The 18242-nt window shown below is 68.4% G+C and carries 20 protein-coding genes and 1 pseudogene; 10 read left to right on the top strand and 11 right to left on the bottom strand.

Translation table 11 applies throughout. The features are described from left to right. Nucleotides 1-217: 217 nt before the first annotated feature. The 4 genes and pseudogenes from ACFWDI_RS15145 to ACFWDI_RS15160 all read left to right on the top strand — a co-directional run bounded on the left by ACFWDI_RS15145 (nt 218) and on the right by ACFWDI_RS15160 (nt 3969). A pseudogene (locus tag ACFWDI_RS15145) lies at nt 218-627 on the top strand (VOC family protein). A gap of 369 nt (nt 628-996) precedes the next feature. Continuing rightward, complete coding sequence (locus ACFWDI_RS15150; protein ID WP_385304134.1) at nt 997-1461, top strand: helix-turn-helix transcriptional regulator; 465 nt, start codon at nt 997-999, stop codon at nt 1459-1461. Nucleotides 1462-1466: 5 nt separating this feature from the next. After that, entirely contained in the window at nt 1467-2093 is a 627-nt protein-coding gene (locus ACFWDI_RS15155; RefSeq protein WP_385304136.1) for a glyoxalase, read from the top strand. 493 nt (nt 2094-2586) lie between these two features. Then, complete coding sequence (locus tag ACFWDI_RS15160) at nt 2587-3969, top strand: serine hydrolase domain-containing protein (RefSeq protein ID WP_385304137.1); 1383 nt, start codon at nt 2587-2589, stop codon at nt 3967-3969. Between the two features lie 102 nt (nt 3970-4071). Here the strand turns inward: ACFWDI_RS15160 and ACFWDI_RS15165 are convergent, their stop codons facing one another. From ACFWDI_RS15165 to ACFWDI_RS15175, 3 genes are read right to left on the bottom strand one after another with little or no spacing between them, the layout of a single operon-like run. After that, nucleotides 4072-5232, bottom strand: coding sequence for a winged helix DNA-binding domain-containing protein (locus ACFWDI_RS15165; RefSeq protein WP_385304138.1), 1161 nt, complete (start codon nt 5230-5232; stop codon nt 4072-4074). Between the two features lie 15 nt (nt 5233-5247). Then, nucleotides 5248-5700 (bottom strand): GNAT family N-acetyltransferase, encoded by a 453-nt coding sequence (locus tag ACFWDI_RS15170; protein WP_385304140.1) that lies wholly within the window; start codon nt 5698-5700, stop codon nt 5248-5250. Nucleotides 5701-5710: 10 nt separating this feature from the next. After that, a complete protein-coding gene (locus ACFWDI_RS15175) occupies nt 5711-6169 on the bottom strand; it encodes a MarR family winged helix-turn-helix transcriptional regulator (RefSeq protein WP_385304142.1) in 459 nt (152 codons plus the stop codon). Nucleotides 6170-6312: 143 nt separating this feature from the next. Between ACFWDI_RS15175 and ACFWDI_RS15180 the strand changes: the two genes are divergently transcribed. Next, entirely contained in the window at nt 6313-7521 is a 1209-nt protein-coding gene (locus tag ACFWDI_RS15180) for an MFS transporter (protein WP_385304145.1), read from the top strand. A gap of 20 nt (nt 7522-7541) precedes the next feature. Here the strand turns inward: ACFWDI_RS15180 and ACFWDI_RS15185 are convergent, their stop codons facing one another. Then, nucleotides 7542-8396, bottom strand: coding sequence for a GNAT family N-acetyltransferase (locus ACFWDI_RS15185; protein ID WP_385304147.1), 855 nt, complete (start codon nt 8394-8396; stop codon nt 7542-7544). Nucleotides 8397-8401: 5 nt separating this feature from the next. After that, nucleotides 8402-8947, bottom strand: coding sequence for a DUF2269 domain-containing protein (locus tag ACFWDI_RS15190; protein WP_385304149.1), 546 nt, complete (start codon nt 8945-8947; stop codon nt 8402-8404). 76 nt (nt 8948-9023) lie between these two features. Here ACFWDI_RS15190 and ACFWDI_RS15195 point away from each other — a divergent pair, with 76 nt between their 5' ends. Together ACFWDI_RS15195 and ACFWDI_RS15200 are read left to right on the top strand one after the other, a co-directional pair. After that, nucleotides 9024-9665, top strand: a complete 642-nt coding sequence (locus ACFWDI_RS15195; protein WP_385304152.1) for an HAD family hydrolase — start codon at nt 9024-9026, stop codon at nt 9663-9665. Nucleotides 9666-9968: 303 nt separating this feature from the next. Then, nucleotides 9969-11561 carry a globin domain-containing protein gene (locus ACFWDI_RS15200; RefSeq protein WP_385304154.1) on the top strand — a complete coding sequence of 531 codons (1593 nt, stop codon included), beginning with the start codon at nt 9969-9971 and terminating at the stop codon, nt 11559-11561. A 19-nt stretch (nt 11562-11580) separates the two neighbouring features. On the opposite strand, the gene ACFWDI_RS15205 is transcribed toward ACFWDI_RS15200, so the two are convergent. The 5 genes from ACFWDI_RS15205 to ACFWDI_RS15225 all read right to left on the bottom strand — a co-directional run bounded on the left by ACFWDI_RS15205 (nt 11581) and on the right by ACFWDI_RS15225 (nt 15331). Then, nucleotides 11581-12060 (bottom strand): NUDIX hydrolase, encoded by a 480-nt coding sequence (locus ACFWDI_RS15205; protein ID WP_327324732.1) that lies wholly within the window; start codon nt 12058-12060, stop codon nt 11581-11583. Between the two features lie 52 nt (nt 12061-12112). Beyond that, complete coding sequence (locus ACFWDI_RS15210; RefSeq protein WP_385304156.1) at nt 12113-13003, bottom strand: LysR family transcriptional regulator; 891 nt, start codon at nt 13001-13003, stop codon at nt 12113-12115. Between the two features lie 291 nt (nt 13004-13294). Further along, on the bottom strand, nt 13295-14452 hold the full coding sequence (locus ACFWDI_RS15215; RefSeq protein ID WP_385304158.1) for a cystathionine gamma-lyase: 1158 nt from the start codon (nt 14450-14452) through the stop codon (nt 13295-13297). Continuing rightward, complete coding sequence (locus ACFWDI_RS15220) at nt 14449-14889, bottom strand: low molecular weight protein-tyrosine-phosphatase (protein WP_385304416.1); 441 nt, start codon at nt 14887-14889, stop codon at nt 14449-14451. Before ACFWDI_RS15220 ends, ACFWDI_RS15215 begins: the two co-directional genes overlap by 4 nt. A 64-nt stretch (nt 14890-14953) precedes the next feature. Next, nucleotides 14954-15331 carry a phage holin family protein gene (locus ACFWDI_RS15225; protein ID WP_385304160.1) on the bottom strand — a complete coding sequence of 126 codons (378 nt, stop codon included), beginning with the start codon at nt 15329-15331 and terminating at the stop codon, nt 14954-14956. Nucleotides 15332-15381: 50 nt separating this feature from the next. On the opposite strand from ACFWDI_RS15225, the gene ACFWDI_RS15230 reads away from it, so the two are divergent. From ACFWDI_RS15230 to ACFWDI_RS15240, 3 genes are all read left to right on the top strand, one after another. Continuing rightward, nucleotides 15382-15699, top strand: coding sequence for a cupin domain-containing protein (locus ACFWDI_RS15230; RefSeq protein ID WP_108150174.1), 318 nt, complete (start codon nt 15382-15384; stop codon nt 15697-15699). A 127-nt stretch (nt 15700-15826) separates the two neighbouring features. Then, nucleotides 15827-16039, top strand: a complete 213-nt coding sequence (locus ACFWDI_RS15235) for a DUF5326 family protein (protein WP_385304418.1) — start codon at nt 15827-15829, stop codon at nt 16037-16039. A gap of 338 nt (nt 16040-16377) precedes the next feature. Next, nucleotides 16378-16812, top strand: coding sequence for an SsgA family sporulation/cell division regulator (locus ACFWDI_RS15240; RefSeq protein ID WP_362684154.1), 435 nt, complete (start codon nt 16378-16380; stop codon nt 16810-16812). Nucleotides 16813-16835: 23 nt separating this feature from the next. Here the strand turns inward: ACFWDI_RS15240 and ACFWDI_RS15245 are convergent, their stop codons facing one another. Next, nucleotides 16836-18179: a YibE/F family protein gene (locus tag ACFWDI_RS15245; RefSeq protein ID WP_385304163.1), complete on the bottom strand. Its 1344-nt coding sequence runs from the start codon at nt 18177-18179 to the stop codon at nt 16836-16838. Between the last annotated feature and the right edge of the window lie 63 nt (nt 18180-18242).

Consider the following 18242-nt stretch of genomic DNA (forward strand, 5'->3'; position numbering starts at 1 on the left):
GGATCCCCGGGGGGGACATTCCGAATGTCGACCCGGGTGATCCAGATCAACCGCCTCTAGCGCGACCTCGAACAGCCCTTGCTCGAACGCGCTGAACGCGGCCGCCCAATGAAACCCACACCACGATGAGGACGCGACCGTGTGTGGCGAAACAGGTGGCCGGATCGATCAGGAATCGAGAAGCGCGGGTCACGGAGCCGCAACTAGCGTGACGGCCATGGACGTCACCATTCACACGAGCTTCCTCCCGCATGACGACCCGGACGCGTCCCTGGCTTTCTATCGCGACACCCTCGGCTTCGAGGTCCGCAGCGATGCCGGACAGGGCAAGATGCGCTGGATCACGGTCGGCCCCGTCGGCCAGCCCGGCACGTCCATCCTCCTGGCGCCGCCGGCCGCCGACCCTGGGGTCACCGAGGACGAGCGCGCACCATCGCCGAGATGATGGCCAAGGGCACCTACGGCTGGATCCTGCTGGCCACCCGGGACCTCGACGGTACGTTCGAGAAGGTGCAGGCCGGCGACGCCGAGGTCGTCCAGGAGCCGACCGAGCAGCCGTACGGCGGCCGCGACTGCGCCTTCCGCGATCCCGCGGGCAATCTGATCCGCATCCAGGAGCTTCGCTGAGCCGTCGGGTCATCGATGCCGGCCATGATGGCCGGCATCGCGACCACCTGCGAAGAATGCGGCGGCCAGCGCTTCCAGGCAGCTGTCCTCGACCACCCCTTCGGCGCCCGCACCATCGCGGAGGTGCTCCGATGTCGGCCGCCGAGGCCGAGGCGCGCACGCCGACCGCCCACAAGGGCGCCGCCTACATCCTCGCCGAGGCGACCACCGGCCTCCATCCCGCCGCCGTCGAGCAGTCGCTCGGCCTGCTCGGCCTGCTCGACCGGCTCGTCGGCTCCGGCAAGCCGGTCATCACCATCGAGCACCCTCGCCGCCTACCTCGGCATGCAACCCAGGTGCTCGCGGACATCGATGAAAAGGAGTTCTCTCATGTGTCACCCCTCGTGGGGGCGCGCACGCACCGCGGCGCAGCGCCTGAGCGACCTCGCGCGGCTGCGCCGCGTCCGCGACCGGATCGACCGGGAGTACGCGCAGCCGCTGAACGTCGAGGCGCTTGCCCGCGGCGTGAACATGTCGGCCGGGCACCTCAGCCGCCAGTTCCGGCTGGCCTATGGCGAGTCGCCGTACGCCTATCTGATGACGCGTCGCATCGAGCGCGCGACGGCGCTGCTGCGTCGTGGCGACCTCAGCGTTACCGAGGTCTGTTTCGCGGTCGGCTGCTCATCGCTGGGCACCTTCAGCACCCGCTTCACCGAGCTGGTCGGCATGTCGCCCAGCGCCTACCGGCGCCGCGCAACGGGCGCTGCGGGGGGGATGCCGCCGTGTGTGGCGAAACAGGTGACAAGACCGATCAGGAATCAAGAAGCGCCGGTCGCCGAGCCGCAACTAGCGTGATGGCCATGGCATCCATCGAATCCGTAACCCTCGACGTGGCCGACCCCACGGCCGCCAACCGCTTCTACACCGCCGCCTTCGGTTTGGACACGCAGATACGCCTGCGGGCCTCGGAGGCACCCACAACCGGCTTCCGTGGGTTCACGCTGGCGCTCACGGTGTCCCAGCCGGCCACCGTCAACAGCCTCATCGACGCCGCCCTCGACGCCGGCGCCACGTCGCTGAAGCCTGCCGCGAAGTCGCTGTGGGGCTACGGCGGTGTCGTACAAGCCCCGGACGGGACGATCTGGAAGGTCGCGACCTCGGCGAAGAAGGACACCGGCCCTGCCACCCGGCAGGTCGACGAGATCGTGCTCCTGCTGGGAGTCGCGGACGTGGCAGCGAGCAAGCGGTTCTACGTCGACCAAGGCCTTGCCGTGGCGAAGAGCTTCAGCCGCATGTACGTCGAGTTCGCTGCTGGGTCGAGTCCCGTCAAGCTGGCGCTGTACAGGCGCCGTGCCCTTGCCAAGGACGTCGGCGTCTCTCCCGACGGCACCGGATCGCACCGGCTCATGATCGGCGGCGATGCCGGGCCTTTCACCGACCCGGACGGGTTTGCATGGGAGGCCGCATCGCTGGCACCCACGCCCTGATGTGTCACTGCTGCCTGCCCTGCCCGGTCGCCCATCACGAGACGGCCGCCGGGCTCGGGGCGGTGCCGGGTGCCGAGCTGATGCGCCCGCCGCGGCCGACCACCATCGTCACTCGGACCGAGCGCAGCGCGCGCCTCGCCGGCCATGGGGTTCGTGTACTGCCGCCGCCGAGCTGCTGAGCCAGGCCGGGTTGGTCATGCACGCGCAACTGCTGCGCGAGCCCGACGATGCCGAGAAGGTGCCGCGGGCCCACCAGCTGGCTCGCAAATCGGCCGACGTGCTCAGCCGCCGGTCGCTGTGCTGACCAGCGCTTCGAGTGGGGTGGAGTTGGTAGAGGGGCGGGCGCTGCGTTTGGCGCGGCACATGGCGACGGCGCCTTCGACCGCGGCGGCGATGCCCCCGTCAAGCTTTTGGGTATCGAGAGGCGGCGCCGCGCTTCCGTGTACCGCGTATTCAAGTCGACGCGGGGGACCGGCAGCGATAGACCTGCCCCATGACTTCACCTTTTGAAGAGCTGCTCCCCGGTACGCAACGAGCCCTTCTGTATCGCATCGCCGTCGCTCAGTCCGAAGGGCGCGCCCCCTCGTTCGTCGCCGCTGTGGCGCGCGAGGGACACCTGGTCTGGACGGGTTCCCGTAGCTCGGTCGACGGACATGCCCCGGACGCCGGCACCCAGTACCGCATTGGCTCGATCACCAAGACCTTCACGGCCGTCCTGGTGCTGAGACTGCGCGACGAGGGGCTGCTGGATCTGAACGACCCTCTGGAGAAGCATCTCCCCGGCACGGGTGTGGGGGATGTGACCATCGCTCAGCTCCTCGGCCACAGCGCCGGCCTGGGCGCGGAATCCCCGGCGCCGTGGTGGGAGCGGACGCCGGGTTCGCTCCGCCCCGAACTCTCCGATGTCCTCGGTGAACAGCCGCGGATGCATCCCGTCGGCCGTCGCCACCATTACTCCAACCCCGGCTATACCCTGCTCGGTTCGCTGATCGAGGCGGTACGCGGGGCGTCCTGGGAGGAGGTCCTGCAGCGCGAGATTCTGGAACCGCTCGCCATGGACCGTACAAGCGCGCAGCCTCGGGCCCCGCATGCCGGCGGCTGGGCGGTGCACCCTTGGGCCGATGTGATACTCCCCGAGCCCTCCGAGGATCTCGGTCTGATGGCTCCGGCCGGACAGCTCTGGTCGACCGCCGCCGATCTCTGCAGGTTCGCCGCATTCCTTGCCGAGGGCGACGACCGCGTGCTGAGCGCCGCGTCCGTGCGGGAGATGCGGACACCGTCCGTGCCGCCGGAGGTGGGCGAGTGGGACAGCGCCTACGGCCTGGGGATGCAGGTCCAGCGGAGGGACGGGCGCACTCTGGTCGGGCACACGGGCTCGCTGCCCGGCTTTGTCGCGGGACTCTGGGTGAGCGTGGACGACGGGGTGGCCGCCGTCGCGCTCGCCAATGCCACCTCGGGGCCGCTTACCGCGGTGGTCGCCGCCGATCTCGTGCGGATCGTGGCCGAGGCCGAGCCGCGTATCCCTGAGCCCTGGCGACCGTTGCCCGAGGTCGATCAGTCGCTCCTTGAGCTGACCGGGCCCTGGTACTGGGGGACATACTCCTTCGGTCTGCGCCTTGGCGCCGACCGTGGTGTGGAGCTGCAGCCGCTGCGCGGCACCGGTCGCGGTTCGCACTTCGTTGCAGAGGCGGACGGGACCTGGACGGGCCTTGACGGCTACTACGCGGGGGAGTCATTGCGCGTGGTGCGGCGGGACGACGGGTCGGTGAGCCATCTCGACCTGGGGTCGTTCGTCTTCACACGTGCGCCGTACGAGCCGGGCGAGGCGGTGCCCGGCGGTGTGGACAAGGAGGGCTGGCGCGGACTCCGGAGCTGAAACGGATGTCCGCATGGAAGAGATGTGGACTGAAACGGATGAGGACGCGAAACGGTCAGCCTCGCGCCCGTTTCACGTGAAACATCACTCCCCGGGCAGCCGTCAGGCAGTCAACTCCCGCTCCAGCGGCGTACGGAAGCGCGGCGTGATCCGTGCCTCTCCCACCCACGCCGACAGTCGTGAGGCCTCCGCTTCGATCGCGGCGGCGGCCTCACGGCCCGGGTCGGTCAGCAGCCGCCAGACGATCTCGCCGTCCGCGCGCTGGGTCCAGCCGCCGATGATCTCTCCGTTCCACCACACGGTGGGGCCGATATTGCCCGAGCGGTCGAAGAGCGCGGCGCGATGGTCGACGCTGAGATGAAAGCCGCGGTCGGCCCAGGCCATGGCACTCGGATCGAGCGCGGGGAGCAGTGCGGCCCAGGGCTCCACGGGCGGTTCGGGCACGGTGTCGCCGGGCGCCACATAGCCCGTGCCCGCATCGAGGCCGACCTCCTCGGCGCCGACGGCAGCCAGCGCTTTGCGTACGTCGCCGAGGTTCCACCCGGTCCACCATTTGAGGTCGGCCTCGGTGGCCGGACCGTACGAGAGCAGCCAGCGCCTGGCCAGTTCGGCCCGTGCCTCGGCGGCCGGCAACGGAGGCCATGGCTCGCTCGCCGTCCACCGGAACTGGCTGGAGGTCCAGGAGCCGCGCGGCCGGTCCCGCCGGATACGGCCGTCGGCGGCGAGTACGCGGATCACCCGGCTGGCCACGCCCTGCACCGTCTCGTACTTCTTGCCGGGGAAGACGGTGATCTTTGTCCGAAGGGCCGGGACATCGGTGGAGAGCTGGCTGCCGGTCGCGGAGCCGCGTGCGGCGAGAGCGGCCAGGACCGCCTCCTCGGCTTCGGCGAGCCACCGTTCGTCCAGCCCGTTCCCGTCCTCCGCCAGATGACTGATGAGTGTCCTCCGCTCCTTGGCGGCGATGGAACGCGCGGTGGACGCATCGACATACGGGGCTAGTTCGGCGGAGACGGCAAAGAGCGTGCGCCGCATGGAGAGCAGCCGGACCAGCGTCACGTCCTCGTACAGGGACTGCTCCACGGCTTGGACGCCCGGGTCGGTGAGGCGGGCGCAGGCGGAGAGGAAGACGGTCGAGGCGTCGGTGGCGTGCAGAGCGACGATCGCGTCGGCGACCGCCACCGGTGTGTCACTTCGTACGGACGGGGCCAGCAGATGGCGGCGGCCGAGCCGGATGCGGCGCTGCTCGTCACTGATCCGGTGCACGGTGAATTCCCTTGGTCAGAGCGGGAGTTTGAACCCCACATGGGAGGCGGTGAAGCCGAGCCGCTCATAGAAGCGGCGCGCATCGGTGCGGCTGACGTCCGACGTCAGCTGCACCAACTGGCAGTCCTGGCGGCGCGATTCGTCGATGGCCCATTCGATGAGCCGGGTGCCGAGCCCGCTGCCGCGCTCGTCGGCGTGGATCCGGACGCCCTCGATGATCGAGCGGGTGGAGCCGCGGCGGGACAGCCCGGGGATGATCGTGAGTTGAAGCGTGCCGACGACCCGGTCCTCGCGTACAGCGACGGCCTGGTACTGATTCGGGTCCTGGGCAAGCCGCTCGAAGGCGGCGGTGTACGGGGTGAGGTCCTCCGGCGATTCGCGCTGAGCGCCCAGCGGGTCGTCGGCGAGCATCGCCACGATCGCCGGGATGTCTTCGACTGCCGCCGGCCGTATTTCCAGATCGCTCATGATCGGCAGACTACGCGGGGACCCGCAGTTCCTCGACAGCCCTGACCAGGGGAGCCAGCTCGGGGTTCTTGGCTGCCTCGTCGAGCGCCTCGCGCAGAGCCGTGTCGTTGGTGGGCCGCGCCTCGGCGAGCAGCTGTAGGCCGGCCTCGGTGACGTCGGTGTAGATGCCGCGCCGGTCGGTGTCACAGAGATAGCGGGTCAGCAGGCCGCGGTCCTCGAGGCGGGTGACCAGTCGGGTGGTGGCGCTCTGGCTGAGGACGACGGCGTCGGCGACCTGCTTCATCTGCAGATGGCCGCCGGGGCCGCTGTGCTGGCGGCTCAGGACGTCGAGCAGTGAGTACTCGCGCATGCTCAGGCCGTGCCGGGACTCGAGGGCGCGCTCGATATGGGCCTCGATCTTTCCGTGGAGCAGGGAGAGAGCACACCAGCTCTGAGAGAGAGCGGTGAGTGCGGGATCGGTCGCGGTCATGTGTCTTCCTCCTCCGGGCCGGAGCGGCTTCTCACCAGAATAGACGACGAGTGCAATAGCCCGCGCTTGCAATTAGCCAGCGTCTGCAATTATTGTCGACGCTCGTAAGGCGCAGATGCAATCGTCTTGGAAGGTGTTGTTCCATGCCACTCGCGCTCCTCGCCCTCGCCATTGGGGCCTTCGGTATCGGCACCACCGAGTTCGTGATCATGGGGTTGCTGCCCGAGGTCGCCACGGACTTCGGGGTGTCGATCCCCACGGCTGGGTTCCTGGTCACCGGCTATGCGCTCGGCGTCGTACTCGGCGCCCCGCTGATGACCGTCCTCGGCACCCGGATCTCCCGTAAGCGCATGCTGATGCTGCTGATGGGACTCTTCATCGCGGGCAACCTGCTCTCCGCGGTCGCCCCGGTGTTCGGCGTGATGCTCGCCGGCCGGGTAGTCGCCTCGCTGGCGCACGGCGCGTTCTTCGGCATCGGCTCGGTCGTCGCGGCGGATCTCGTCGCCCCCGAGAAGAAGGCCGGCGCCATCGCGATGATGTTCACCGGTCTGACAGTGGCCAACGTCGTGGGCGTTCCGCTGGGCACCTTCGTAGGCCAGAGCATCGGCTGGAGGGTGACCTTCGCCATCGTCGCCGGGCTCGGTGTCATCGGCCTCGTCGGCATCGCGAAGCTCATACCCGACATGCCGAAGGTCGAGGGTGTACGGCTGCGCCACGAGCTGGCCGCCTTCCGCAATGCGCAGGTGCTGCTCGCCATGGCGATGACGGTCCTCGGCTTCGGCGGAGTCTTCGCCGCCATCACCTACATCACGCCGATGATGACCGAGGTCACCGGCTTCGCCGATGGCTCCGTCACCTGGCTGCTCGTCCTCTTCGGCCTCGGCATGGTCGGTGGCAACCTCGTCGGCGGCAAGTTCGCGGACCGTGCCCTGATGCCGATGCTGTATGTGTCGCTGGGTTCCCTTGCGGCCGTGCTCGCCCTGTTCACGCTCACCGCCCACAGCAAGATCGCGGCGGCCGTGACCATCGTGCTGATCGGTGCCCTGGGATTCGCGACCGTCCCGCCCTTGCAGAAGCGGGTCCTGGACCAGGCTGCCGGAGCCCCCACGCTGGCCTCTGCCGTCAACATCGGCGCCTTCAACCTCGGCAACGCGCTCTCGGCCTGGCTGGGCGGCATCGTCATCGCGGCCGGCCTCGGCTACACCGCCCCCAACTGGGTCGGCGCCGCCCTCGCCGCCTCGGCTCTCGCCCTCGCCGTCCTCTCACGCCGCCTCGAGCGCCGCACCGACACCAGCCAGTTCATCGCTGCCTCCAGCCCCGACGCGGCGCTGGCCACCGCAGCCCGCCACTGAAGGTGGATCTGCCCGACCGGCTAGCCCGCCGCGACCGTCAAAGGTGCAAAGCGGCGGGTCCAGTCCCCCGGGAGGCCCGGGATGCCGTACGTCATCACCGCGTTGAAGGCGATCGGCTCCAGGCCGTGCTCCTTCACCCAGGTGAGCAGCTCCTCATGGCGTACGTCGATATCCGTACGGAGCGGCCGGTCCGTGCCCGCCGCCAACGAGGCGATCAGCGCCTGCGCCGTCTCCGTGTCCCGGGCGATCAGCGGTCCGACGACCTGAGTCTCCATGTTCGGCCAGGCCGCCGCGTAGCCCGTCAGTTCGCCGTCCTCCTCCGCCACCCGGAGCTGGTCCGCGAAGGCGGGCAGGCGCGTGATCATATGGGTGCGGTCCAGGCCGAAGACCTCGGTGTCGAGGCGCAGGACGGCCGGGAGGTCCTCGGCGGTCGCCGGGCGGGTGAACACTTCGGCGGCCGGGCCCGAGGCATGGAAGTGGCCGCGGACCATTTCGGCGCGGCCAGTGTTCATAAAGCCCAGCTCCTCGTAGAGCGGCTGTCCGTTCGCGGTGGCGTGCAGGGTGACCGGGGTCTCCCCGGTCACCTCGAGCACATGCTTCATCAGGTGCCGTCCGACGCCCTGGCGGGCGAACCGTTCGGCGACGAGCACCATCCCGATCGCGGTGAGCCCAGGGCCGTACGAAGTCAGTACGCAGGCGGTCATCAGTCCCTTGCCCGCCGGGTCGTCGATGCCGTACCCCGTCCCTGCCGTCAGCAGCAGGCCCCATTTGTGCTCCTCGCGAGGCCAGCCGCGGTCCTCGGACAGATCGGCGCAGGAAATGAGGTCATCCGTGGTCAGACGGCGAATGGGCAGCTCGGAGAGCGGTGTCGACATAGAGGTCAGGCTCTCTGACGCGGTGATCGTTCGTCCAGTGCTTTCGGTGAAGTGGCCGAGACGCGCGACCGCCGGCCGCGCCGCGTGAGACCCCACGGTTTGAGGACGGAGATGACGGTCATGAAGACGTATGTGGTCAGGGAGACGGCCGGGCCCATCACCAGGTCGAGCGGCTCGGCCAAGGGAGTGCCGGACGAGATGGTGTCGACCGCGTTGTTGACCCCAGGGCGCAGAGCGAAGAGTGATGCGGTGATGGTGACGAGGGTCAGCCAGAACTTCGTATAGACCCAGCGGTGTCTGGCAAGGCCCCATTTGGTGCGGAGCGACAGCAGCAGACCACTGACCAGGGTCAGCATCGCGACCGGAATCACCAGCCAGTCCGTGAAGACCTTCATCGAGCGGCACGTGGCCTCGATCATCGGCCCCGACTCGGTGGTGGCGGCGGTGACGGCAAGCGCGAGCAGACCGAGCGTGAGCCCGAGCCAGCCGGCGGATGCGGCTACATGGACGACGAGGAGAGCCCGGCGAGCGGGGCGCCTGAGTGGTTTCACGTGAAACACGGTGCCGGGTGGGCCGGACCGTCGCGTCTGGCAGCGGGAGTAATCGCGAGTACTAGCCTCGGCGTACATGGAGAGAACACGCAGGCTGCACATATTCGATCTCGACGGCACACTGATCCGCGGATCGGCGGCGCCCGTGGAGATATCCCGGCAGCTGGGGCTGCTGGAAGAGATCGGCGAGCTGGAGCGGGACATCATCGCTCGCAGGATCGGCCCGCCGGAGTATGCGGTGCGTGTGCACGCTCTGTGGGCCGATCTCACCGAGGCGCATGTGGCGGCCGCTTTTGAGACGGCGCCCTGGCTCGACGGTATCCAGGAGGTGTGGCGGGAGATCCGTAAAGGCGGCGACTACTGCGCCGTCATTTCACTCTCGCCCTCCTTCTTCGTGGAGCGGCTGCTGGGCTGGGGAGCTCATGCGGCGCACGGCTCACTCTTTCCCGAGCTGCCCTTCACCCGGCCCGTGGACCCCGCGGGCACTCTCAACGCGGCCGCGAAAGTGAAGATCGCTGATCGGCTTTGTGCAGACTTCGGGGTTGGTCTGGACGCATGTGTTGCATACGGTGATTCCATGTCCGACGCGGAGATCTTCGCGTCGGTGCCCACAACGGTGGCGGTGAATGCCGACCACCATCTGTCGGGTCTGGCTACACACACCTATATGGGGGGCGATCTGCGCGAGGCCTATGAACTGGTGCGATTTCGCAGATAGTTCAGCAGCTCCGGGGGTCCGGGAGACCCGGCACATGGACATGGGGGCATTGGAGCCTAACGGGAAAGCGGGTTCGGATGCCCGGACTTTCCGCTCTTTGTCCAATGCGGTCCCGCCACCTGGCATGCTGCGACGACGGGCGCTGCGGTCAATGTCACATTCCGGGCTTACTTCTCCCTAATCGGCGCGTGGCCGAGGTTAGTGTGGGCCGGCAGCAGTCTTGAGGCAACGGGGAATTGAGGCACGTTCCGGACCAGCGGAAGTGCGTGGACCGACCGAAAGATGTTCGAGGCGAGGCAGACAATGGACGCTCCGACCACCACGTCGGCCGACAACGGCACTGCAGGTGACAGCGGCGGAGGCGGATGGTTCACCCCTCGTAAGCAGCCGGCCCAGGGCCGGGCCGCCCCCACTCCCGCCCCCGGCGAGGGGGCGTCTGCGGGTGATGGCGGGCAGGAACGAATAGTCGCCCCGCGGCGCCCCGTCGCCTCCATACGCCCGGTGGGCTCCGGTCCGTCCCGTACCGCCCCGTCGCCCGCGGCTGAAACTCAGGCAGCCCATGTGGCCGCTGCCGCCGCCCCCGTGGCCGACGCCCCGCTCGATGAGACTGCTCTCGACGAGGTCCCCGTCGACGACCTCCCGATCGAGCACGACCCGATCGAGCGCGCCCCGGACGAGCGCCCCCCGCTCGACAACGCCCACGAGGCCCAAGAGGCCCACACAGTCCATGAGGCCCCCGGCCGCCACGAGGCCCCCACCCCTCATGAACCACCACCCGCCGCCCCCGCTTCCCCCGACGCCATTCTCATCCGCCGCACCATGGCGGAGATCGCGCCCGTCGCCGACAAGGTCACCTCGTACTTCTACGCCCTGCTCTTCGTCCGCCATCCCGAGCTGCGTGGCCTCTTCCCCGCCGCCATGGACTCTCAGCGTGACCGGCTCCTCAAAGCCCTGCTCACCGCCGCCGATCACATGGACAATGCGGCCGTGCTCACCGACTACCTCCAGCACCTGGGCCGCGGCCACCGCAAGTACGGCACCCAGGCCGCGCACTACCCAGCCGTCGGAGAAGCGCTGATCGGCGCGCTGGCCCGGTACGCCACGACGACCTGGGACGAGGAGACCGAGGCCGCCTGGGTCCGTACGTACATCACGATCTCCCAGATCATGATCGACGCGGCCTCCGAGAACGAGCGGCACGCTCCCGCCTGGTGGCACGGCGAGGTGGTGTCGCACGACCTCAGAACTCCTGACATCGCGATCATCACCGTTCGCCCCGACCAGCCGTACGCCTTCCTGGCCGGCCAGTACACAAGCGTGGAAACGCCCTGGTGGCCGCGGATCTGGCGGCACTACTCCTTCGCCGGAGCGCCCCGCTCCGACGGTCTGCTCTCGTTCCATGTCAAGGCGGTCCCGGCCGGCTGGGTCTCCAACGCCCTGGTCCACCACGCCCGCCCCGGGGACATCCTGCGCCTCGGGCCGCCCGCCGGCTCGATGACCGTCGACCACACCACCGACAACGGTCTGCTCTGTCTGGGCGGCGGTACCGGTATCGCCCCCATCAAGGCGTTGGTCGAGGATGTCGCCGAGCACGGCGACCGGCGTCCGGTACAGGTCTTCTACGGAGCGCGCACCGATTTCGACCTCTACGACATCGACACGATGCTGCGGCTCCAGCAGACGCACCCCTGGCTCTCGGTCCGCCCGGTGGTCGACGGCCGGTCGCATTTCCCGGACGCCGTACGGGAGTACGGCCCGTGGTACGAGTACGACGCCTATCTCTCCGGACCGCCCGGAATGATCCGCAGCAGTGTCAACGCGCTGCGCGGCATCGGCATCCCGTCCGACCGGATCCGCCACGACTCCCTCGAAGAACTCGTGGCGGCCGGCGACTAGCGGCGTGCTGGGTGGCGTACTAGCCCAGGTCGGGTGCGTGCATCGCGCGTACGCCCTCGATATTGCCGTCCAGGTAGTGCCGCAGTGACAGCGGTACGAGATGGACGGCCGCGATCCCGACCCGGCTGAACGGCACCCGTACGATCTCGTACTCCCCGCAGGGCTCGTCGATCTCCGGGCCGTGCCGCCGCGCCGGGTCCATGGACTCCAGTCGGCAGACGAAGAAGTGCTGCACCTTCACCCCCGTCACACCGCCGTCCGCGATGTGTTCGACAGTGTCGACGAAGCAGGGCACCACATCGGTGATCTTGGCGCCGAGCTCTTCGTCCACCTCCCGGTGGAGCGCGTCGACGACGGTGGCGTCCTCGGGCTCGACCCCGCCACCGGGCGTGAGCCAGTAAGGATCCACTCCGGGTTTGGTGCGCTTGATCAGGACGAGGTCGCTGCCGTCCAGCAGGATGGCGCGTGCGGTGCGCTTGACCACAGGTCGTTCGGTCATGGCAAGAGAGTGGCCCACTCCACCCGTTCTGAAACTCCTGTCCGCCCTTCGGTCACCAGTCGACGGCCGCGCGCAGCAGCCACTCGTGCGCCCGCGCGATGTGCGGAAGGGCGAGTGTGCCGGTGCGTACGACCAGAAAGTACGTACGCAGCGGGGGCACCGGCGGGTCGAGCAGCGCCACCACCCGGCCGCGCTGCAAGGCGTCCTCGCACAGATAGCGCGGCAGCACGGCGAGCCCGGCGCCCGAGGCCGCGGCCTCCAGGACCGCCCGCAGATCGGGCGCGATGACGGCGCCCGCGGCGGCCGGCCGGGAGTCGAAGACGGCGGACCAGTAGCGCGAGACCAGCGGCAGGGACTCGTGCACCTCCACGACCGGAAGCTGCTCGAGCACCACATGCCCCTTGCGCAGGAGGCCGGGCCCCAGCCGCGCCGCCCAGCGCGGCGAGGCGACGAGTACGTGCTCCTCGTCGCAGAGCGGAGTCGCGGTGAGCAGCCCGCCGCGCGGACGGGCCGTGGTGATGGCCAGATCGTGGTGTCCGGCGGCCAGCCCCTCCAGTGTTTCTTCGGAGTTCCCGAACGAGGCGCGCAGCGCCAGTCCCCGGGAGATCAGCGGGGTGAGGGCGGGCAGGGCGCGCAGCGAGGTGAACTCCGGGAGACCGGCGAGATGCAGGGTTCGTACGCCTGCCTCCTCGTCGAGCCCGGTCTCGGCGATCTCCACCAAGGCGTCCAGATGCGGTGCGGCCCGGTGCGCGAGCTCGTCGCCGATGGTCGTGGGAGTCACTCCGCGCGCCTGGCGCAGGAACAGCGGGCGGCCAAGCTGCCGCTCCAACGTGCGGATCTGGCCGGTCACCGCGGGCTGGGAGAGGCCGAGCAGCGCCGCGGCGCGGGTGAATGAGCCGGCCCGGTGCACCGTGACGAATGTGCGTAACAGGGCCAGATCCATGCCATGCCCTCCCGACGCGACGATACGCGCCCGACGATGCAGCCTGACTGCGCCCACCGGGCAATGCCTGCGAACCCGGCCAACTATAAATAAGTCGATAGGTCGCTGTCGCTACTGTGATTGGACACTGACACAGAGTCAACTAGCCTTGGTCACGCGGTTCTTGACGCGTGGAACCGAGGGCGGTCCGAGCCATGAGGGGGGAGGCTCGGGCCGCCCGTTGTACGTACAGCCTCTCAGCGCGCCGACGTACACCGGCGTACGCCCCCGGCCCCGGGCTACGGCCCCGGCCTACGGAGTCGAGTCCGCCGCCTCGTCCAGCGCCCGCAGCACATCTGCCACCAGGTCCTCGGCGTCCTCTGCGCCCGCCGAGAAGCGGATGAAGCCATCCGGCACGGCGTCGCCGCCCCAGCGTCCGCGCCGTTCCGCGGTGGAGCGCACGCCACCGAAGCTCGTCGCGTCGTCCACCAGCCGCAGACTGTCCATGAAGCGTTCCGCGTGGCCGCGGTCCGGCAGGACGAACGAGACCACACAGCCGAAGCGCCGCATCTGCAGCGAGGCTGTCTTGTGCGAAGGGTCCGTCGCCAGGCCCGGATAGCGCAGACCGGTCACCTCGCCACGCCCGCTCAGCGCCTCCGCGAGCGCCAGCGCGTTCGCGCACTGCCGCTCGATCCGCAGCTGCAGCGTGGCCAGCGAGCGGTGCGCGAGCCACGCTTCCATCGGGCCCGGGATCGCTCCTACGACCTTGCGCCACTGCCGTACACCCGCGGCCAACTCCGTATCACGGCAGGTCACATGGCCGAGCAGGATGTCGCCGTGGCCTGTCATGCCCTTGGTGTCGCTTGCCACCGAGAAGTCGGCGCCCAGCTCCAGCGGGCGCTGGCCGAGCGGCGTCGCCAGGGTGTTGTCGACCGCGACCAGAGCGCCGGCCGTGTGCGCCGCCTCCGCGAGCCGCCGCACATCGCACACATCGAGCCCCGGATTGGACGGTGTCTCGATCCACAGCAGCCGGGCGCCGTCCAGGACGGACAGCTGCGCGTCGTCGCCGGTCGGCGCGGTGCGCACCTCGACGCCGTACGCCTCGAGCCGCTCGCGCACCAGCGGCAGCGCCTGATAGCCGTCGACCGGCAGCACCACTGCGTCACCGGCCTTGAGCTGCGAGAAAAGCACGGCCGAGACCGCTGCCATGCCCGAGGCGAAGGCCACGGTCTCGACGGACTCCCCCGGTGCCTCCAGCTCGCCGATCGCCCGCTCGAGATACGTCCAGGTCGGGTTGGTGTCACGGCCGTAGGTGTACGGCCCGGTGGCTTCGCCCGGCAGATGGAAGTGGGCCGCGAAGACCGGACCCGGCAGGGTCGGTTCGTACTTCACCGGCTCGGGCAGCCCCGCCCGTACCGCCCTGGTGCCATCCCCTGTCCTCAGTGGGAAGGTCTCATGTCCCGCGCTCATGCAGCTCGCTCCTCGACAGCCGTGCGTACCGCGTCGAGCAGGCCCTCGCTCGCCGCCTCCACCATGTTCAGGCACTCCTCGAAGCCGTCCATGCCGCCGTAGTACGGATCGGGAACATCCAGATCCGCGACGGCCGATGGATCGTACGCCCGCAGCAGACGTACCTTCGCGGCGTCCGAGGCTGTCGGCGCGAGCCGCCGCAGCTCCCGCAGATGCCCCTCGTCCAGCGCGATCACCAGATCGAGGAGCGGGAACCAGGCGGCGCGGAACTGGCGCGCGCTGTGCCTGGACTCGTAGCCGCCTGCCTCCAGCACAGCGACGGTGCGCCGGTCGGCACCGTCGCCCTCGTGCCAGCCATCCGTGCCGGCACTGTCCACCTCCACCACCCCGTCGAGTCCGGCGTCCGCCACTCGCGCGCGGAAGACGGACTCGGCCATGGGTGAGCGGCAGATGTTGCCGGTGCAGACAAAGCAGATGCGATACGCAGAATTCACGCGGTACTCAGTCCTTGTCGGGCAGGGCGACATTCATCGCCCATGAAACGACGGAGATGATCAGGCCACCGAGCACGGCCGTCCAGAAGCCCTCGACATGGAAGTTCAGATCGAACTGGTCGGCCAGCCAAGAGGTCAGCAGCAGCATCAGGGCATTGATCACCAGCGTGATCAGCCCCAGCGTGAGGATGAACAGCGGCAACGTGAGCAGCTTCACCACCGGCTTGACAAGGAAATTGACCAGCCCGAAGAGCAGGGCCACCAGAACCAGCGTCCATGCCTTCCTGCCGGTGCTGTCACCGGTCAGGGTGATGTCCTGCAGCAGCCAGATCGCGACCAGCAGGGCTGCCGCGTTGGCGATCGTCTTGACTACAAAATTCTTCATGTGTCTGATCGTGGCAGACGTGATCGGACCAAGGCAGGGGCGGACGGACGATGAAGGCATTCCGACTGGACGAGTTGGAGGCGGAGCGCGCCGCCAATGACGGTGCGTATCTGCAGTTCCTGCGCGAACGGAACATGTCGGTCGGCCTGTACGCGCTGGACGCGGGCGAGCTCGACCCGCAGCTGCCCCATCGCCAGGACGAGGTGTACTTCGTCGTCAGTGGCCGGGCCGCGATCACCGTCGGGATGGAAACGACGCAAGTCGGACGGGGCAGCGTGGTCTATGTCCCGGCCGGAGTGGCGCACAAGTTCCACCACATCACCGAGGATCTGCGGGTCATGGTGGTCTTCTCTCCGCCTGAGAGCTGAGCGTGACCCTGTCCTGTCCCTAGGGGTTCGGTCAGGGGAGTTCAAGGGCCTGCGCGCCCCCGTTGCCCCCCTCTCCCGCCTAGCATCGAAGCCAGGAACTCAGAGAAACGAGGTAAGGACGATGGCTGTGCGAGAGATGTTCGCGGGGATGCCGTGGTGGGTGAAGTGGGTTGCTGTGCCCGTTATCGCCCTTGTTGTGTTCGGTGGGCTGATTGCCAGCGTCGTCGGCTTTGTGATCGGGCTGCTCTTCAAGGCTCTGGTCTTCGTCGCTCTCGTCGGCGGACTCATCTTTGTCGTACGGAAGTTCATGGCGTCCTCGAGTTCGAGCAGCGACTGGTAGAGCGACCGGTGCCCTTGGTCAGCGTCTGCTGAGCCGGCGCGACAGCAGATCCGCCGTGAACATCGGGCCCGCAATCGAGGTCATGGCCGGATCCTGTCGCCGCGATGGCCATTTCCCTCCCTTCGCCTGGACGAGCGATTACTGCCTGAGATCGAACAGCTACGTAGCGGTATGGCTGGGCTGCTAAGTTCGCTAACCTTCTCTATCAGTATCTGAAAAATCACTCCTTGTGATCTTCCAGCGCTTCCAGCACCATTGCGTCAAGAGGGCCATGGGGTGCCAATCCTGGCCGTTTTCAGCAGGTTTCATTCACTGCTTCAGCCACTGCGGGGTACACGATGCGTGAGTCGGTCCATGCCGAGGTCCTCATGAGTTTCCTTGTCTCAGAGGAGCTCTCCTTCCGGATCCAGGTGGAGCTCCGATACGAGACGGAGGACCCCTACGCGGTACGGATGACCTTCCATCTACCTGGAGACGCCCCCGTGACCTGGGCATTCGGCCGTGAGTTGCTGCTCGACGGCATCAACGGGCCGAGCGGGGACGGCGATGTGCACATTGCGCCGACCGGGCCCGCAGGGTTGTCCGACGTCGGCATCAGGCTCCAGGTCGGCCGCGACCGGGCGCTGTTCCGGTCGAGCGCGGCGCCACTGGTGGGCTTCCTCGACCGCACCGACAAGCTGGTGCCGCTGGGGCAGGAGCGCACACTGGGCGAATTCGAGGGCAGTCTGGAAGAGGCGCTCGGGCGCATCCTCGCCGAGGAGAACGCCGGTTGAGCGGTGGCCGGAGCGCCGATGAGCTACTTCTTGCGGCGGCGGCCCTTCCCGCTCCGCACCGGCGGCACCGGCGGCACCGGCGGACCGCTCACGGCGCCTGACGCTCCCGCCGTACTCGGCCGGTCCGCGGACACCACCATCGCGGCGAGCGCGGTGGTCACCGGAACCGAAGCAACCAGACCGATCGACCCCACCAGGGTCCGAACAATCTCCACCGCCACCAACTCACTGTTGGCCACCGTGCCCACACTGCTCTGCGCGATCGAGAAGAGCAGCAGCAGCGGCAACGCCGCGCCCGCGTAAGCGAGTACGAGCGTGTTCACGACCGACGCGATATGGTCCCGGCCGATCCGGATGGCCGCCCGGTAGAGACCGCGCGCCCCCATACCCGGATCCGCCTGGTGCAGCTCCCAGACCGCCGAGGTCTGGGTCACTGTCACATCGTCGAGCACACCGAGCGAACCGATGATGACGCTGGCCAGCAGCAGTCCGCTCAAGTCGATGTTCGGAAACAGGCCATGGATCAGGCCGGTGCTGTCGTCGGTGTTGCCGGTCAGGCTCGCCCAGCCGATGAAGAGCGAACCGAGCAGTCCGATCAGCAGCAGCGAGATCAGCGTGCCGAGGACCGCGACCGACGTACGTGCGGTGAGTCCGTGGCACAGATAGAGAGCGATCAGCATGATGGCGCTCGCCCCGATCACCGCGACGATCAGAGGATTTGAGCCCTGCAGGATCGCCGGCAGGATGAACAGGGTCAGCACGGCGAACGAGGCGGCGAGCGCGATCAGCGCCATCACACCGCGCATCCGTCCCACCAGCACCACCACGAGCGCGAAGATGCCGGCCAGCAGCACCATCGGGAACTTCCGGTCCACATCGGTCACGGAGTACTGAAGATCGCGGGGCGCATCGGGCGCGTACGCCACCACCACACCCTGGCCCTTGCTCAACTGACGTGGAGCGTCCGGCTGGACAATCTCGGTGAAGGTACGGCCTTTGTCCTTACCACTGGTGACCTCGATCGTCGCCTTCGCGCAGCTGCCCCGCTGGGAATTGACCGCCTCGCGCCCCTCGGGCGTGGAGGTGTCGCCGGTCGGCGGCACCTGCGCCGCATTCACGTCCTTGCAGTTGACCTCCTCGACCGTCACCACCTTGCCCTGCTCGGTCTGCCGGTCGAAGCCGACACCGCTGCGCTGATGGTCGGGAGCACCGCCCGGCCAGAGTACGAACAGCCCGACCAAAACCGCGGTGGAGAAGGGAATCAGCACCGCGGCGATGACCTTGCGCAGGTGCTTGGAGACGGGCGCGGCCGGCCCATGGCTGTGCGCATGGCTGTGTGCTTCGGGCTTCTGCTGCGAGGAGGTCACCGACCGATCATCGCAAGAACGGGAGGGGCCCACTGTTCAGCACGCCAGAAATGACGCTAGCGT

Source organism: Streptomyces sp. NPDC060064, assembly GCF_042736455.1.
GTDB lineage: Bacteria > Actinomycetota > Actinomycetes > Streptomycetales > Streptomycetaceae > Streptomyces.

Bases quoted from the DNA above. Each gene is read 5' to 3' on its own strand.
- ACFWDI_RS15175 (WP_385304142.1), bottom strand. From the start codon at position 6,169: ATGACCGCGACCGATCCCGCACTCACCGCTCTCTCTCAGAGCTGGTGT.
- ACFWDI_RS15205 (WP_327324732.1), bottom strand. From the start codon at position 12,060: ATGACCGAACGACCTGTGGTCAAGCGCACCGCACGCGCCATCCTGCTG.
- ACFWDI_RS15220 (WP_385304416.1), bottom strand. From the start codon at position 14,889: ATGGCCGAGTCCGTCTTCCGCGCGCGAGTGGCGGACGCCGGACTCGAC.
- ACFWDI_RS15150 (WP_385304134.1), top strand. From the start codon at position 997: ATGTGTCACCCCTCGTGGGGGCGCGCACGCACCGCGGCGCAGCGCCTG.
- ACFWDI_RS15180 (WP_385304145.1), top strand. From the start codon at position 6,313: ATGCCACTCGCGCTCCTCGCCCTCGCCATTGGGGCCTTCGGTATCGGC.
- ACFWDI_RS15160 (WP_385304137.1), top strand. From the start codon at position 2,587: ATGACTTCACCTTTTGAAGAGCTGCTCCCCGGTACGCAACGAGCCCTT.
- ACFWDI_RS15155 (WP_385304136.1), top strand. From the start codon at position 1,467: ATGGCATCCATCGAATCCGTAACCCTCGACGTGGCCGACCCCACGGCC.
- ACFWDI_RS15185 (WP_385304147.1), bottom strand. From the start codon at position 8,396: ATGTCGACACCGCTCTCCGAGCTGCCCATTCGCCGTCTGACCACGGAT.
- ACFWDI_RS15195 (WP_385304152.1), top strand. From the start codon at position 9,024: ATGGAGAGAACACGCAGGCTGCACATATTCGATCTCGACGGCACACTG.
- ACFWDI_RS15240 (WP_362684154.1), top strand. From the start codon at position 16,378: ATGCGTGAGTCGGTCCATGCCGAGGTCCTCATGAGTTTCCTTGTCTCA.
- ACFWDI_RS15230 (WP_108150174.1), top strand. From the start codon at position 15,382: ATGAAGGCATTCCGACTGGACGAGTTGGAGGCGGAGCGCGCCGCCAAT.
- ACFWDI_RS15210 (WP_385304156.1), bottom strand. From the start codon at position 13,003: ATGGATCTGGCCCTGTTACGCACATTCGTCACGGTGCACCGGGCCGGC.
- ACFWDI_RS15170 (WP_385304140.1), bottom strand. From the start codon at position 5,700: ATGAGCGATCTGGAAATACGGCCGGCGGCAGTCGAAGACATCCCGGCG.
- ACFWDI_RS15200 (WP_385304154.1), top strand. From the start codon at position 9,969: ATGGACGCTCCGACCACCACGTCGGCCGACAACGGCACTGCAGGTGAC.
- ACFWDI_RS15225 (WP_385304160.1), bottom strand. From the start codon at position 15,331: ATGAAGAATTTTGTAGTCAAGACGATCGCCAACGCGGCAGCCCTGCTG.
- ACFWDI_RS15215 (WP_385304158.1), bottom strand. From the start codon at position 14,452: ATGAGCGCGGGACATGAGACCTTCCCACTGAGGACAGGGGATGGCACC.